13 protein-coding genes and 1 other RNA gene are annotated in these 14974 nt (G+C 29.0%); 3 read left to right on the forward strand and 11 right to left on the reverse strand.

The window, feature by feature from the left end; genetic code table 11:
• Positions 1–574: 574 nt before the first annotated feature.
• The 11 genes from ssrS to HMPREF9629_RS10690 all read right to left on the reverse strand — a co-directional run bounded on the left by ssrS (position 575) and on the right by HMPREF9629_RS10690 (position 10557).
• A non-coding RNA gene (gene ssrS, locus HMPREF9629_RS11435) (6S RNA) lies at positions 575–768 on the reverse strand.
• A gap of 62 nt (positions 769–830) precedes the next feature.
• On the reverse strand, positions 831–1850 hold the full coding sequence (locus tag HMPREF9629_RS10645) for a LacI family DNA-binding transcriptional regulator (RefSeq protein ID WP_009526394.1): 1020 nt from the start codon (positions 1848–1850) through the stop codon (positions 831–833).
• Positions 1851–2349: 499 nt separating this feature from the next.
• Entirely contained in the window at positions 2350–3189 is an 840-nt protein-coding gene (locus HMPREF9629_RS10650; protein ID WP_009526395.1) for a metallophosphoesterase, read from the reverse strand.
• A 39-nt stretch (positions 3190–3228) separates the two neighbouring features.
• Entirely contained in the window at positions 3229–3468 is a 240-nt protein-coding gene (locus HMPREF9629_RS10655) for a heavy-metal-associated domain-containing protein (protein ID WP_009526396.1), read from the reverse strand.
• A gap of 312 nt (positions 3469–3780) precedes the next feature.
• Positions 3781–5304: a DEAD/DEAH box helicase gene (locus tag HMPREF9629_RS10660; protein ID WP_009526397.1), complete on the reverse strand. Its 1524-nt coding sequence runs from the start codon at positions 5302–5304 to the stop codon at positions 3781–3783.
• A gap of 432 nt (positions 5305–5736) precedes the next feature.
• Positions 5737–5934 (reverse strand): cold shock domain-containing protein, encoded by a 198-nt coding sequence (locus HMPREF9629_RS10665; RefSeq protein WP_009526398.1) that lies wholly within the window; start codon positions 5932–5934, stop codon positions 5737–5739.
• A 312-nt stretch (positions 5935–6246) separates the two neighbouring features.
• Positions 6247–7347 (reverse strand): FAD:protein FMN transferase, encoded by a 1101-nt coding sequence (locus HMPREF9629_RS10670; RefSeq protein ID WP_009526399.1) that lies wholly within the window; start codon positions 7345–7347, stop codon positions 6247–6249.
• Between the two features lie 144 nt (positions 7348–7491).
• The gene (locus HMPREF9629_RS10675; protein WP_009526400.1) at positions 7492–7752 is read right to left on the reverse strand and encodes a DUF3343 domain-containing protein; all 261 of its coding nucleotides are present in this window, start codon (positions 7750–7752) and stop codon (positions 7492–7494) included.
• Between the two features lie 4 nt (positions 7753–7756).
• Positions 7757–9031, reverse strand: a complete 1275-nt coding sequence (locus tag HMPREF9629_RS10680; RefSeq protein WP_009526401.1) for a double-cubane-cluster-containing anaerobic reductase — start codon at positions 9029–9031, stop codon at positions 7757–7759.
• A gap of 27 nt (positions 9032–9058) precedes the next feature.
• The gene (locus tag HMPREF9629_RS10685) at positions 9059–9808 is read right to left on the reverse strand and encodes a hypothetical protein (protein ID WP_009526402.1); all 750 of its coding nucleotides are present in this window, start codon (positions 9806–9808) and stop codon (positions 9059–9061) included.
• Positions 9805–10557, reverse strand: a complete 753-nt coding sequence (locus HMPREF9629_RS10690) for an acyl-CoA dehydratase activase (protein ID WP_009526403.1) — start codon at positions 10555–10557, stop codon at positions 9805–9807. The genes HMPREF9629_RS10685 and HMPREF9629_RS10690 overlap by 4 nt, the downstream gene beginning before the upstream one ends.
• Before the next feature lie 490 nt (positions 10558–11047).
• Here HMPREF9629_RS10690 and HMPREF9629_RS10695 point away from each other — a divergent pair, with 490 nt between their 5' ends.
• From HMPREF9629_RS10695 to HMPREF9629_RS10705, 3 genes are all read left to right on the forward strand, one after another.
• Positions 11048–12016, forward strand: a complete 969-nt coding sequence (locus HMPREF9629_RS10695; protein WP_009526404.1) for a P1 family peptidase — start codon at positions 11048–11050, stop codon at positions 12014–12016.
• Between the two features lie 327 nt (positions 12017–12343).
• Positions 12344–13126, forward strand: coding sequence for an ECF transporter S component (locus HMPREF9629_RS10700; RefSeq protein ID WP_009526405.1), 783 nt, complete (start codon positions 12344–12346; stop codon positions 13124–13126).
• A 463-nt stretch (positions 13127–13589) separates the two neighbouring features.
• Entirely contained in the window at positions 13590–14864 is a 1275-nt protein-coding gene (locus HMPREF9629_RS10705) for a Glu/Leu/Phe/Val family dehydrogenase (RefSeq protein WP_009526406.1), read from the forward strand.
• Positions 14865–14974: the final 110 nt, after the last annotated feature.

A 14974-nucleotide genomic window follows, 5' to 3' on the forward strand; every position in this document is an offset into this window, starting at 1 on the left:
CCAGCGTTCATCCTGAGCCAGGATCAAACTCTCAATTAAAATTTGACTTCTCTCAGCATTTTTTTATCCTTACTGACTTTGTTTCTTTGGTACATTTAACTTATTCTTCATAAGTCACTTTGTTTACTATCCGATTTTCATTGTTCATCTGTCCTTTGACAGCTCGTTTATTATATCTCTTCTTTTCCTTGCTGTCAAGTTACTTTTTTTATTTTTTATTTTCTTTTTATCTCTGTTTTGTTCTCTCTCATCGAGAGCTTTATCATATTATCATATTTACTTATGCTTAGTCAACTTGTTTTTTTATTTTTTTTACTTTTTTTGTTTTCTCGTTCTTTTTTTATCTTTTATTGTTTTTTATCCTTACTTTAATTATATACTTTCTTTATTTATTTTATGTTTTCGTTCTGAATTTTTTATCTTTAAGCATTTTATTAAAATGTACTCTCATAATAAAAATCTATTAAATAAACATGTACTTTGATTACAACAAAATTTTTTATAATTTCTTCAAAATATAAATCCAAACATTATAAATACAGTTTAACTCAATAGAATAACAGATAATTTTATAAAAAAAACCAGAATATCGTCTCTACTCAAATTCAAGTCCCGAGATTACTCAGGTGGGTATCTTGCTTTGACTTTCTGAAGTCCAAATTATGTCCTAATTGAACACTAAGGCTTATCATCAGTCAATAGACTACGATTCCCGTATACAAATTGTCGGTTGAATTTAAAATAGATTGACATATATTCCAGTAATTTTTTTAATTATACAATAATATTATTTTTTTTCAATAAAATTATTAAATTTAGATTAAATAATTTTATTTTAATGTACTTTTTCTTTCCACTAATGTATATGGTAAAATCATTTCATTTATTTTCTTTTCTTTTGATTTTTCTCTATTTTCTATATCTTTCACTATCATTCTTGCACAAACAGCTCCCATATCATATAAAGGAAGTGATATCGATGTTATTCCAGGTCTTATAATTTTGGTGATTTGTGTTTCATATACTTGTGCAACTTTCACATCATCAGGAACGATTTTACCGCTGTCTTGTAAATAATATAAACTTCCAAGTGTAGCTTCGTCTATAGAAGATATTATAGATTTGATATTTTTACTCTTTTTCATGGCATTTTCTACCAGTTCATATGCTTTTTCTACTGAATCTGCTCCATATATTATCTTGCATTTAGCCAATTTTATATTTTTTTTCTTCAAAGCTTTTTTTAGAATTTCTTCTTTACTGCTTTCTTTATAATCTTCTTCTTTTTTTTCAGGTCTTAAATAGAGCATATCTCCGTCATCTTCATCAGTAACCTTTTCTATCAACTTAGCAAATGCTTCTACTCTATCAACGTCTACATAGTCTATTCCCGGAATCATAGGTGTTCCCAACGTGTAATAAACTGTCGGAATTGCGGATTTTTTTAATTTTTTGTCGAGTTCTTCGTTGAGATTTTGAGTTATAAATATTATACCTGCGACTTGTTTTGATTTTAAAAGATCTACATATGCTATTTCTTTGCTGCTTTCACAATAAGTATTGCACAATATTGTGTCATATTCATACATTCTTGCTATTTCTTCGACTCCGTTTAAAAATTCACTCATAGTATATTGGGATGACCCTGGTGTTATTACTCCTATAAGTTGACTTTTTTTCATAACTAAGCTTCTTGCTACAGGATTCGGTACATATCCAGTTTCTTCTATAACTTTGAAAACCCTGTCTCTTATGTTACTGCTAACTGGTTTCGAATCATTTATTACTCTTGATACCGTTGATATTGATACCCCTGACATCCTTGCTACGTCTTTAATTGTAACCGGCATTTTACCCTCCTAATTTTTTCTAAATATATTAGATAAAATATTATTTTTTGATAAATTAAATTTCAAATTTTTAAATAAATATTAAATTACGAACATATACAACTCAATATTTAAAATAAAAAATTAATTAAATATACAAATTTATTAATAAAAATAATATAAATCTCTATCAAAAGTATAATGCTGGTTAGTATGTTATATAGCCCCTATTCGAAGTTTTTAATTCTTAAATCTTGCTATAACTGTTATAAAGTGATTTGCCAACTTTTGAAACGATAATTATATTAATCTTAATCAAATTTTAACAGTTAGATTATATAATAAAAAAAAAATATTTCAATAAAAACGTTTTATTTTTATCAGTAACATCATTTAGTAAGCTAAACTGATATTTAAATATTGTTCAGTATAAATCAAATAAGATATTCATAATTTCATTAAAAAAAGACTGTACTTAAATATAAATACAATCTCTTTTTATTATATTTTCAAATATTATTCATTTTTTTGTATGTAGTGTAGTAACTACAATGTCAGGTCTGTTGAATAATCTCACAGTACATATTGTTCTTACGAGACCTCTGCTTAATATCATTGATGTATTGTTTTTTATATACATACCTCCTGTATATTTAGGGAAAAATCCCTCACCAGGAGTTAAAAGTCCTTGACCAAATAATCTTATCTGTCCTCCATGTGCATGACCTGAAAATACTAAATCCACTTCATTTTCTACATATATTCCAAACTTTTCAGGTCTGTGAGAAAGCAATATGGCCAGCTTATCTTCATCTATATATTTTTTAATATGTTTCAACTTCTGTTCAAATATGATATATCTTGTTTTTTTCTCATAAAACGAAGGATCCTTTAAACCGTATATCTGAATAAAATCATTCTTTTTTCGTATTTTTTCCATCTTATTATCTATAATCTTTATGCCGAACGATTTTATAATCTTACTATGCTTTTCCCAATTTTTATCTCTTTGTTCATGATTTCCTGTCACAAAATATACGGGATACAGCCTTGATATCTGTTTCAAAAATATAAGCGAATTTTTTATCTTATGCGTATAGCTGTAATATATATCTCCTGTTATTACTATTATATCAGGGGTTTCTTGTATTATTTTTTTAATTAACTTCTTTTGATTTTTCCCGAATATTTTATTGTGTAAATCTGATATTTGCAGTATTTTAAAACCGTCAAAATTATAAGGTACTTTATCAGAGCTATAATCAATATATGTCTTGCCTATAGAATTATTTTCTCTATATATAAATCCTGCGAGCAAAAATGAACATAGTGTTGTAAGTTTAAATATATTCTTTTTCATAAATAATGCCTTTTCATCAACAAAAGCTGCGATTAACAATTATTTTATATCTTTTACTTCATATCCTGTATCATCCACTGCTTTTCTAAGCAACTCTTTATCAATAGGTGTATCAGATGATATTATAGCTGTTTTTTTGATATGTGACGCTTTTACTTTTTCTACACCCGGCACTTTTCGTAGAGCATCAGCTATGTGGCTTTCGCAATGTCCACACATCATACCTTCTATCATCATAGTTGTAGTATATTTATATTTTTTTTCAAAAAGCCCGAACATAACATCCTCCTTATATGCAAGATAAATAATTAAATACTTTGTTAATATTCTATTATTATAAGCAATAATCTATAAAACTGTTTTTTAAAAGTCTGACTTATAAAAATACATTTTTTAATACTGAACACTATTGCCAAATTGCAGAATTTACAATCTATAATAATAAAGTTTTTAATTAGCGTTTAGTATAAACCCTTTTATAAATACTATATTTTAAATCGTATAAAAAATTATAGCACATTTATATCAAAAAAACAATTTTTCAAATAAAAATTAATTTCACTTTTTATGTTTATCTCACTCTAAAAAAAATTATTCATTATTTGATCTTTGGCGTTTTCTGTCATATCTTACAGATTTTTTATCTTTATTTCCTTTTTCATTGCTGTTTTTCTTATCTTGACGGTTTCTATGATCTTGATGATTTTTTCTGTTATCAGATTTTTTGTGATAATTTCTCTTATCACTTCCTGCTCTATTTTTATTTTCAAATTTTCTATATTTTTTGCTCAATTTTAATGGCGACTCACCTGTCAATCTGACTGTTGCTTTTCTCTTATCGCTCTTTGTCATTATTTTTAGTGCAGAAGCTATCAAATCTACTGCATCATAACTTTCTAACAATGTTTTTGCAATTCTTTCAAGTTGTTCTTCTTTTCCATTCGTTATGGTATCCACTATTTTATCTGAAGCTCTTAAATATATTGCTTCTTTTGCTTGTGCACCTGTAGGATTTTTGTATTTCTCCATTTTACTTTTTGTATGTCGTTCTATCTCTTGCAAAAACTCCATTTCTTTTGGATGAACAAAAGTAAATGATATTCCTGTATTGCCGGCACGTCCTGTTCTTCCTATTCTGTGTACATAGCTTTCAATTTCTTGTGGCAAGTCAAAGTTGATTACATGTGTAACTCCTGATATATCAAGACCTCTTGCAGCTACATCAGTTGCAACAAGTATATTTATATGTCTCTTTTTAAATTTTTCCAAGACCTTTTCTCTTTTTTCTTGTCGCATATCTCCATGTATACCTTCTACTTTGTAGTCTCTTAATTGTAATCCATTTATAAGTTCATCAACTCTTCTTTTTGTTCTTCCGAATATTATGCAAAGAGGAGGTTGATATATGTCAAGTAATCTACAAAGTGCTTCAAACTTCTCATGTTCACTTATCTCAATATATTTTTGATCTATCGCATCTACCGTCATTGCTTTTGATTGAACCTTTATATGTGCAGGTTCATTCATAAAAGTTTTGCTGATATTTTTTATTCTGTCAGGCATAGTAGCAGAAAACAACATAGTTATAAGTCTATTAGGCATTTCATTCAATATTTCTTCAACATCTTCAATAAATCCCATAGACAACATTTCATCAGCTTCATCTAAAACAACTGTATTTATATATTCAGTTTTTACTGTTCTTCTTCTTATATGATCCATTAATCTGCCGGGAGTTGCAACTATTATGCAAGGTCTGTCTTTTAATCTTTTTATCTGCTTTGTAATCTCTTCACCACCATAAAGAGCTACCGATTTTGACGGATAATATTTTAACAACCTGTTTATTTCCGCACTAACTTGCAAAGCAAGCTCTCTTGTAGGCGTCATTATAACAGACTGTATTTTTTCACTTTCAAAATCTATATTTTCTATTATGGGTATCCCAAATGCCACTGTTTTTCCGGTACCAGTTTGAGATTGTCCTATAACATCTTTTTTTTCAAGTGCAATCGGTATTATTTGCTCCTGAATTTGCGTCATATTTTCAAATCCCATATCATCTATAGCTCTCAATATATTCTCGTTAATACAGTTTATTTCTCTAAAATTCATACATTCTCCCTTTACATCTACAATGTTCATACAAATATGAACTACACCAAAACCTACTAAAGCAAAAATAATTTTATTAATATAGTAGTTTCAGATTCTAACATCACTCTATAAATCAAATACCTGAATAAGCATATAATTAAAAAACGGCTTAATATAGGTTTTTATTCAAAAAATAATAAAATATTTATGATTTTTAAACAATATTGATATAAAATTATACCACTAAATTTAATATACCATATATATTTTAAAAAATATCACAATTTATATAAAAAACTAAGGAAAATTGCTTTTATGGCAAAAATAAAAGCCTGATTTTTAATGAAAAAACAGGCTTTCATCTGATTTTGACATTATCAACATTTACATAATAATTTTTAACAAAATTTAACCGAGAAATAATTCTCGGTTAAATGAATTGTCTAATTATTAAAGTTTAACTACATTAGCAGCTTGTGGTCCTCTTGCTCCTTCAGTTATTTCAAACTCTACTGCTTGTCCTTCGTCAAGAGTTTTGAATCCATCTGTTTGTATAGCTGAGAAATGTACGAATACATCGTCTCCGCCTTCTCTTTCTATAAATCCGAATCCTTTTTCTGCATTAAACCATTTTACTTTTCCAGTCATTGTAAATGCCTCCTTAATAAATATAATTTTTAGTAACTCAAAAACTGTGGAACTTTTAAAAAAACATTACGTGTGACCCTTATTGTAAATAAAATTATATTATTAAGGCAAACAAAAACATTTTTTTACTTCCAAATTTATTCAATTACATTTGATAGAATAACACAATTTTTCTAAAAAAGCAAGCATAATATTAACTATTTTAAGCTTTGCAAAAATGAAAATTACAACATTTTACAAAAATATTACACAATTCATATTTCAAATATATTTATTATAAAGAAGCTAATAAGTTTTTATAATATTAACTGATTACCGCAAAATTTCATACTCTTTATTTGTCAACTCAAGTTTTTCATTTACACCTGATGTCATATAAACTTTTTTATCTTTTGTCACAAATATAGCTTCAACGCCAGGTGTGTTTTCTATTAATTTAAGTCCCTCATCTACTCCAAGTGCAAATGTAGTTGTAGATAGTGCATCTGCTACCATTGAATTTTTTGTAAGTATAGTGGTTGACATAAGTTCATTATCTATAGGATAACCTGTTGAAGTTGATAATATATGATGATAACGAACACCGTTTTTTATAAAATATCTTTCATATACACCTGATGTAACTATGCTTTCATCTTGAGTTTTATATATTCCAAAATAGGCGTTGGCATCTTGCGAAAAAGGATCTCTTATTCCGACTTTAAAATCTTTGCCGTTCTTGCTACCATGAACATATACATTGCCTCCCAAGTTTACTATTGCAGATTTTATATTGTTTTCTTCCAATATTTTAATTATTTCATCTGCAACATATCCTTTCGCTATCGCTCCGAGGTCAATAACCATACCCTCATCTTGTAAAAATACTGTTTGAGCAGTATCATCAAGCACTATTTTTCTATAATCTATTTTTGCAAGTGCTGATTTTATTTCATCATCTGAGGGCACTTTTTCCTTATCAGTACCTATTCCCCACAATTTTACCAAATCTCCGACAGTTATATCAAATTTACCTCCTGATAATTCGCTGTATTTGATAGAGCTTTTTATGACATAGTATGTGTCCTTTGAAACTTTTACAGGTCTGATACCTGCATTTTGATTTATTTCAGACACTTCACTGCTGTCTGCATTAATAGTAAATTTTTCTTCTAATTCCTGCACTCTTTCTTGAACCTTCTTATATATTTCATCCTTATCCGCATCTTCGTCCATTATATTTAATGTAAGAATAGAGTTTAAGAAAAACATTTTATCTTGCAACAACATTTTTTCATCTGATTGCTGTTCCTGTTTTTGAGACACTTCTCCCTGCTTTTCTTTTACTCCTTTATCCTTCTTGACACCACAAGCGGAAAACAATAAAATTGACACTAACATACAGGAAAGTATTTTTATCTTATTTTTCTTCACAATTCAAATACCCTTTCTAAATAAAGTAATTTATTAGTTAAAAAATTTTTTCAATAAATACTATCATAAAAAAATAATATTTTCAATACGCGAATACTTAATGTTATACTAAAAATTACTTTCTCATATGTTGAAATTACAATTTCAGCAAAATTTGTATCTGTTTGGATCATCTTTATTTTCACAAGAATAGAAATCATCTATATTTATTGTTAATTCTTCTGATATTTTTTTTATCATATCTTTATCATTTTCATCGTAATATAATATGCAAACTCCACAGCAATGATCAGCTTCTCTCGGTGTAGGAGCCAAAGTTGATTTAATTTTTTTATCTTCCATAGCTTGATATAATGCCATAGCATCCATAGAGTTTGATACTAATACATAATGTTTCATTTCCATAATATTAACTAAGCATTTCTATGAATGCGCCTATTCTTGTTTTTAATTGTTCAGCATCTTCATCTGTGTAATCTGTTTCTATTCCTATACAAGGTATTCCTGCATCCGCTAAAGCTTTCTCTACGAAATATCCTTCTATATCATAGATATTACAGAATTTAAGATTGACATCTATTACTCCATCAGCCTTATATTCTTTGGCAAGCCTGATTATATCATCTATCCTTGACTTGTTCGGTGTAAAGCATGCACAGTTTATATTACCTAAATATCTTTGTGCCAAATTTTCAATCATTTTTTCCATGGATGCTTTTTCTTCATTTACAAGCGCTTCACTATATCTTATGCCTGTACACATTTCTTCGCATACCACAGCTCCACCACTTGTTTCTATTATTTGATGTAATTTCCAGTTAGGTATTGATAAAGGTGTACCTGTTAAAAGTATTCTTTTTGTACCTTTTTCATATACGCTAAAATTATCCTTTTTCCTTTGTTCAAGCTCATCACATAGAGTATTTACCATCTGCGCAAATCTCTTAGGATCATCATAAAAAGCTATCTGAGTTATAAGCAATACATCTCTACCGCTTATAGGGATATTTTCCAATTTTCTAAATTCATTTAATCTTTGAAGAGCTTTTCTCTTGGCATTAACAGTCAATATAGCATCATACAAACTGTCCTGTGTAACTTTATTTCCTGTAAGCTTCTCCAATTTTTCTATATAATTTTTTATTTCCTTCTCCCATTTTTCAAAATCATCTTGTCTTTTCATCTGAGGTATATCCATTATATACATAGGAGCATCTTCCGACAACACTTCCCAAGCTTTTTTCTTACCGTCGCAAGTGGTTTCACCTACAAATAGATCACATATTCTAAAAAACGGACAAGTTCTATCAAATCTTGCACCTAAAGATGCTTTTATAAGAGGACATGTCGCTGTAGGCAATACTTTTTCTCCGCCAGGAACCCAAAATTGAGAGCCTGAACATAGACCTGTCGCTATTGCACCCGCTGCTATAACTACTTCGTCCGGAACGTGAATACAAAAACTTCCTACTACTTTTCCTCCATTTTTTTGATGCTCTATCAATTCTGAAGGACGTATTCCATGTATATCTGCAACAACCATATTAAAATAATCCATCTTATTCGGTCTGTCCTTCTGGCTTAAAAATACATCTCCAAAAGCCTGCGGTAAAGCCTCACATAGTAAATCATGAGTTTCAACATCCATGCCAAGTTCTTGCCACATTTTTTGATTGTCTGCCATTTTTTATACCTCCCAATATTTATTTTCTTAATAATTTATATATAAAGGTGCATCGTATATACACCCTTTACAAGCTATATCAATATTTTTAATACCTTGCTTAAGCAATATGTCTTTTTCAAACTGATTTGATATGTTTTCATATATTCCGTATGGGCAAGGTGTATATATGCTCTTCTTATTTTTATTTCCTGACGATAAATTTTTACTTATATCATCAAGAAAAGTTATTCTCTCGTCTAACGATATTATGTATTTTGAAAAAAAATTGAGCATAAATTTTTCTTTCATAGACAAATTTGAATTTTCTATTTTTTCATATAAGTTTTCAATATATTGCAACCTTTGTTTCTGTACATTGTATAAATTATTGTCAAATTTTCTTTTATAAACCCTTTCTATCACCCTTGCCAATTTTTCATTGTTTGAATATACCTCTACAACTTTATCTGTATTTTCACAAAAAGCATTATAAATATTCGTACATATATCTGATAAAAGATACATTTTAGATGAAAAGAGCAATGGACATTTTCCTGTTTTCATATATATAATCGTACTTCTTATAGTGTCGCAAGAGTCATACTCCCCATACTCAAAAATATACGAATCCACTCCTACGATAGGAATGACTACAAGTCCATAAGCATATAAAAAAGCTTCATCTATTCCTTCGCCAAATATACCTATTACATTATCTTCAGTTTTCATCTTCATCAAAGTATCTACATAGGCTTTTCTTCTATACTCAGCCATAGTTTGCACTATATCCTTCATCCTAACAATGCAGCTCCTATCGCACCCGCAAATCTTGCATTTTCATCAGTAAAAACATCTTTTCCCAATTTTTTTGTAAGTTCTTTTATCATATACTCGGAATCACAAAAACCGCCTGTCAAAAAATATCTTTCACTCTCTTTTTTCTTCATCACAAGTGATACTACTTTTGTACATATAGAGTTAACTACACCTGACGCTATATCTTCCCTGGGTGTACCTTTCCCCATAAGAGATATAATCTCTGACTCTGCAAATACTGTACACATAGAAGAAATCTTGACTTCTTTTCCTTTTTTTGCATATTCAAACATCTCTTCAAGACTGAGTCCAAGCCTATTAGCCATTATTTCCAAAAACTTGCCTGTTCCTGCCGAACATTTGTCATTCATCAAAAAATCTATTACATTGCCATTTTTTATCTTGATTATTTTTGTATCTTGTCCACCTATATCAATAACTGTAACATCATTCTTAAACATATGCGAAGCCCCTTTAGCATGACATGTTATTTCTGTTACAGTTTTATTTGCATAAGGTACACTTACTCTACCATAACCGGTTGCAACTATACTTATATCTTTAAAATCAAAACCTAAATCCTCAATCCATCTATGTATATCCATACTTGTCTCTTTACTGTTCCAACCACTTGGCATAAGTTTTTTATGTAAAATATTCGTCTTTTCCTCATCCATAATTACCACTTTACTTGCAGTAGAACCTATATCAATACCTACGTACTTCATCAATAAACCTCATTCACTAAATATTCCAACATACTTATATAAATCTATAAGTAAATTATAATAATTTTTTAAGTTATATATATATTTATACTAAAATCTTATAGAATAAAAAAACCTAATAATTAATTTTTCCGGTAGACTATTTATATTAATCTTATATAGTTATACAACTTATCCATAATTTTATTAAAAAATAGCATCACTTGCCACTTAAGTAAAATTTATCAAAATGATTATATAATGAGTTTATATGTTTTATATTTTTTTGTCAATAGATAATAATTTTTCGCAACATTTTACTAATAAATTGCCTATAATACAATATCGACACAAATATATTTATAGTGATATATATTATCAATTGATATTTTATTTTTTATAAAATATCCCAAATGTATAAAAAATATATTTTTCTATTTTATATAATTTTTATTTTATAGTATAATATTTTAAATTTCTCTCAAAATAATTTATTTTAAAGGAGTATATTATGTATAACGGACTTTTGACAGATGTTGATGATATAAAGGTAGGTCATTTTCAAGATTATAGCGCTCTTACAGGTACTACTGTAATAATACCTGTAAATGGCGCTGTTTGTGGAGTTGATGTAAGAGGCTCCGCTCCAGGTACAAGAGAAACCGATTTGCTTAAACCCGAAAATTTAGTTGAAAAGGTAAATGCTGTAATGCTAAGTGGAGGCTCAGCATATGGACTTGACGCTGCAAGCGGAATTATGCACTACCTCGAAGAAAATGATATGGGGATGGATGTAACAGTTTGTAAAGTCCCGATAGTTGTCGGCGCAGTAATATTTGATTTGACAGTTGGTAGCAATAAAATAAGACCTGATTTTAAAATGGGATACGAAGCCTGTAAAAACGCTACATTTAATAATAATTTATCAGGATGTATAGGCGGAGGTACAGGAGCTTGTGTAGGAAAGATACTTGGCAAAGAATTTGCCATGAAATCAGGTATAGGACAAGCCTCTATAAGCATAGGCGATTTTAAAATAGCCGCCCTTACTGTTTTAAACGCATTCGGTGATGTATATGATTCCGAAAAAAATATACAAATTGCAGGTGCATATTCAAAACAAGAAAAAAAATTTTTAGACACTATGAAAATATACGAAAAAAATTTAGAAAACTATAATGTGTTCAACAAAGCCACAAATACAACAATATCCATTGTAGTAACAAACGCAAATCTTACAAAAGCAAATTGCAACAAAATATCTCAAATGGCTCATGATGGATTTGCAAGAAGTATAATACCTGTACATACTATGTTTGACGGAGATACTATATTTACATTATCGACAGGCAAAATCGATGTAGATATAAGCTTTGCGGGATCTATGGCAGCAAAAGTAATTTCAAGGTCTATAGCAAATGCAATATATACTTCAAAATCATATGATAACTTACTATCATATCAAGATATAACAAATTAATCTCATAATATCTATATTTTAATGTAAGTTTTCTTGTAAATGATGATATTATTTAAGTTTAAATATGGATATTTCTTAAATAGAATTTAGACTATATCCAAAAAGTCAAACCGACTTCAAGTATATATATAATAAAATTTATCAATTAATTTGTTTTTTTCTTTGATATGAATGTGACTATAATAAATAAAAATAAACTGTAGTTTTCAGAGACATTCCAATAGAAATATAATTATTTTTTAAATTTTATAGCATTTTTTATAAATAAGTAGTATAATTAGCAACAGAACAGTATCTTTAAATAAAGAAGTGTATCTGGAGGACAAAATGAATAACTCAAAGACAAAGAAGATCGTCGTATCTTCTATGCTCGGAGCAATCACTGTAATACTTGGATTGACTCCATTAGGTTTTATACCGCTCGGTATTATAAATGCTACAACTATGCACATACCTGTAATAGTCGGTGCAATTTTAGAAGGCCCTGTGGTTGGAGCATCAATAGGTCTCATATTCGGTCTGTCATCATTTATCAAGGCTTTTATGTCACCTACACCAATATCATTTGTATTTTACAATCCCCTCATATCAATTCTGCCAAGAGTTCTTATAGGAATTGTATCATACTATGTATATGCAGCACTTGTTGATAAGGATAAAAAACTTTTAAAAATTATAAGTTACATATTGTATCCGATTTTTATAATATTTTTATCATATCTGCTATATCAAAATATAGTAAGTGCTCATATCTTTAATGCTGTGTTGACAACAATATTCTTAATTACATCAATAATTTTGGCATATATTACTTACAAAAGCGACTACAATAATTTTGCAATAACAGCAAGTGCTTTTATAGGTTCGATGACAAATACCGTCTTAGTCCTTGGCGGCATATATCTTATGTATGCACAGCCATATATGGAAAAGATAGGTAAACCTATTGAACAAGCTAAAAGTGCTATACTGGGAGTAAGTATAACGTCAGGTTTACCGGAAGCAGTTATATGTGTACTTATCACAACAGTCGTAGTGAATTCCGTTTCAAAAATTAAGATGGATTCCGCAATATATAACGAAAAAAAGATTAAAACCATTACAGATTAATTATATTAATTAATGTAGATACTGTTAAGAATTTAAAAGTTTGGCTTTTTACTTAAGTCAAACTTTTTTTATTTTCTAAAATAAATTTATTTGCAATATAACATTATTTTTATTCTAAATTTATTTTATTTTATAACTATGTATAAACCATCATATAACATTTGTATTCACTCATTTTTATATACGCTTTTTTATTTTCCTACAAGTTTTCAAAACAAAAAATCTATACAATTCTTGCAAGAAAAAATTCAAAAAAAATATTTTTTTAAAAAAATTAAAAAAATGCTTGCAAAAAAAAATCAAATTGTTTTATAATTAACACAAACAAAAGAAATCATTTGCAAAAAATTAAAAAACATTTTCTTATACTTGTTTTTTTTATTGCAGTTTTACATAATTTATATGATTTCTTGATTATATTAAACAATAAAAATTTAAATTTAATTTTAAGGAGTGTTTTATTATGGCAACAGAATCTTTAAATCCATTAGTTAACTCTCAAAAACAATTAAAAAGTGCTTGCGACCTTTTAGGAGTAGAGCCAATAGTTTATGAATTATTAAAAGAACCTCAAAGAGTAATAGAAGTATCTATACCTGTTAAAATGGATGACGGTTCAGTAAAAGTATTCAAAGGTTGGAGATCAGCTCATAGCTCAGCTATAGGACCATCAAAAGGTGGATGCAGATTCCATCAAGACGTTTGCTTGGACGAAGTAAAAGCACTTTCTCTATGGATGACTTTCAAATGCGGTATAGTAGGTATTCCATATGGTGGCGGAAAAGGCGGAGTTTGCGTTAATCCAAAAGAATTATCAGATAGAGAATTAGAACAAGTAGCAAGAGGATATATAAGAGGAATATACAAATATATCGGTGAAAAAATAGATATACCTGCTCCGGACGTTAATACAAACGGACAAATAATGGCTTGGATGGCTGATGAATACATCAAATTAAATGGCGAAAAAATGGAAATAGGTTTTATCACAGGTAAACCGGTTGCATTCGGCGGTTCTTTAGGAAGAAACGAAGCTACAGGATTTGGTGTTGCTGTAATAACAAGAGAATTTGCAGCTAAAAAAGGTATAGATTTCAAAAAAGCTAAAACAGCTGTACAAGGATTCGGTAATGTTGGTAGATACACAGTTAAAAACGTTATAAGACAAGGCGGAAAAGTAACTGCTATAGCTGAATATGATTTCAAATCTAACAAAACTTACGCGATAGTAAATGATGCCGGATTCAAATTTGAAGAATTAGATAAATATCAAGTAGAACACAAAACATTAATAGGATTTCCGGGAGCAAAAGAAATAACTCTTGATGAATTCTGGAAATTAGATGTAGATATATTAATACCGGCTGCTATGGAAAATGCAATAACTGCAGAAAACGTAGATTTAGTAAACGCAAAAATAATATGTGAAGCCGCTAACGGTCCTGTTACTCCTGAAGCTGCCGAAATATTGATCAAAAAAGGTATAGATATCTGCCCTGATATACTTACTAACTCAGGCGGAGTTCTTGTTTCCTACTTTGAATGGGTACAAAACCTATACGGATATTATTGGTCAGAAGCAGAAGTTGAAGAAAAACAAGAAATAGAAATGGTAAAAGCATTCAACAATATCTGGCAAACAAGAGAAACTTACAATGCACCTACAATGAGAGATGCAGCATTCGCATTCTCAGTTAAAAAAGTAGCTGAAGCTATGAAACTAAGAGGTTGGTACTAAAATTTGATACAATTAAAATAATTGTATCATCAATGGAATTGATATTACGATTTAACATATAAAACATACCCTTTCCAAAAAATCTCGTCACTTAAAGTGATGAGATTTTT

This window comes from Peptoanaerobacter stomatis (genome assembly GCF_000238115.1).
Classification (GTDB): domain Bacteria; phylum Bacillota; class Clostridia; order Peptostreptococcales; family Filifactoraceae; genus Peptoanaerobacter; species Peptoanaerobacter stomatis.

Excerpts from the sequence above, each read along its gene's own strand:
- HMPREF9629_RS10675 (WP_009526400.1), bottom strand. The coding sequence starts at position 7,752 with ATGGAAATGAAACATTATGTATTAGTATCAAACTCTATGGATGCTATG.
- HMPREF9629_RS10665 (WP_009526398.1), bottom strand. The coding sequence starts at position 5,934 with ATGACTGGAAAAGTAAAATGGTTTAATGCAGAAAAAGGATTCGGATTT.
- HMPREF9629_RS10690 (WP_009526403.1), bottom strand. The coding sequence starts at position 10,557 with ATGAAGTACGTAGGTATTGATATAGGTTCTACTGCAAGTAAAGTGGTA.
- HMPREF9629_RS10680 (WP_009526401.1), bottom strand. The coding sequence starts at position 9,031 with ATGGCAGACAATCAAAAAATGTGGCAAGAACTTGGCATGGATGTTGAA.
- HMPREF9629_RS10700 (WP_009526405.1), top strand. The coding sequence starts at position 12,344 with ATGAATAACTCAAAGACAAAGAAGATCGTCGTATCTTCTATGCTCGGA.
- HMPREF9629_RS10655 (WP_009526396.1), bottom strand. The coding sequence starts at position 3,468 with ATGTTCGGGCTTTTTGAAAAAAAATATAAATATACTACAACTATGATG.
- HMPREF9629_RS10695 (WP_009526404.1), top strand. The coding sequence starts at position 11,048 with ATGTATAACGGACTTTTGACAGATGTTGATGATATAAAGGTAGGTCAT.
- HMPREF9629_RS10705 (WP_009526406.1), top strand. The coding sequence starts at position 13,590 with ATGGCAACAGAATCTTTAAATCCATTAGTTAACTCTCAAAAACAATTA.
- HMPREF9629_RS10685 (WP_009526402.1), bottom strand. The coding sequence starts at position 9,808 with ATGAAGGATATAGTGCAAACTATGGCTGAGTATAGAAGAAAAGCCTAT.
- HMPREF9629_RS10650 (WP_009526395.1), bottom strand. The coding sequence starts at position 3,189 with ATGAAAAAGAATATATTTAAACTTACAACACTATGTTCATTTTTGCTC.
- HMPREF9629_RS10645 (WP_009526394.1), bottom strand. The coding sequence starts at position 1,850 with ATGCCGGTTACAATTAAAGACGTAGCAAGGATGTCAGGGGTATCAATA.
- HMPREF9629_RS10660 (WP_009526397.1), bottom strand. The coding sequence starts at position 5,304 with ATGAATTTTAGAGAAATAAACTGTATTAACGAGAATATATTGAGAGCT.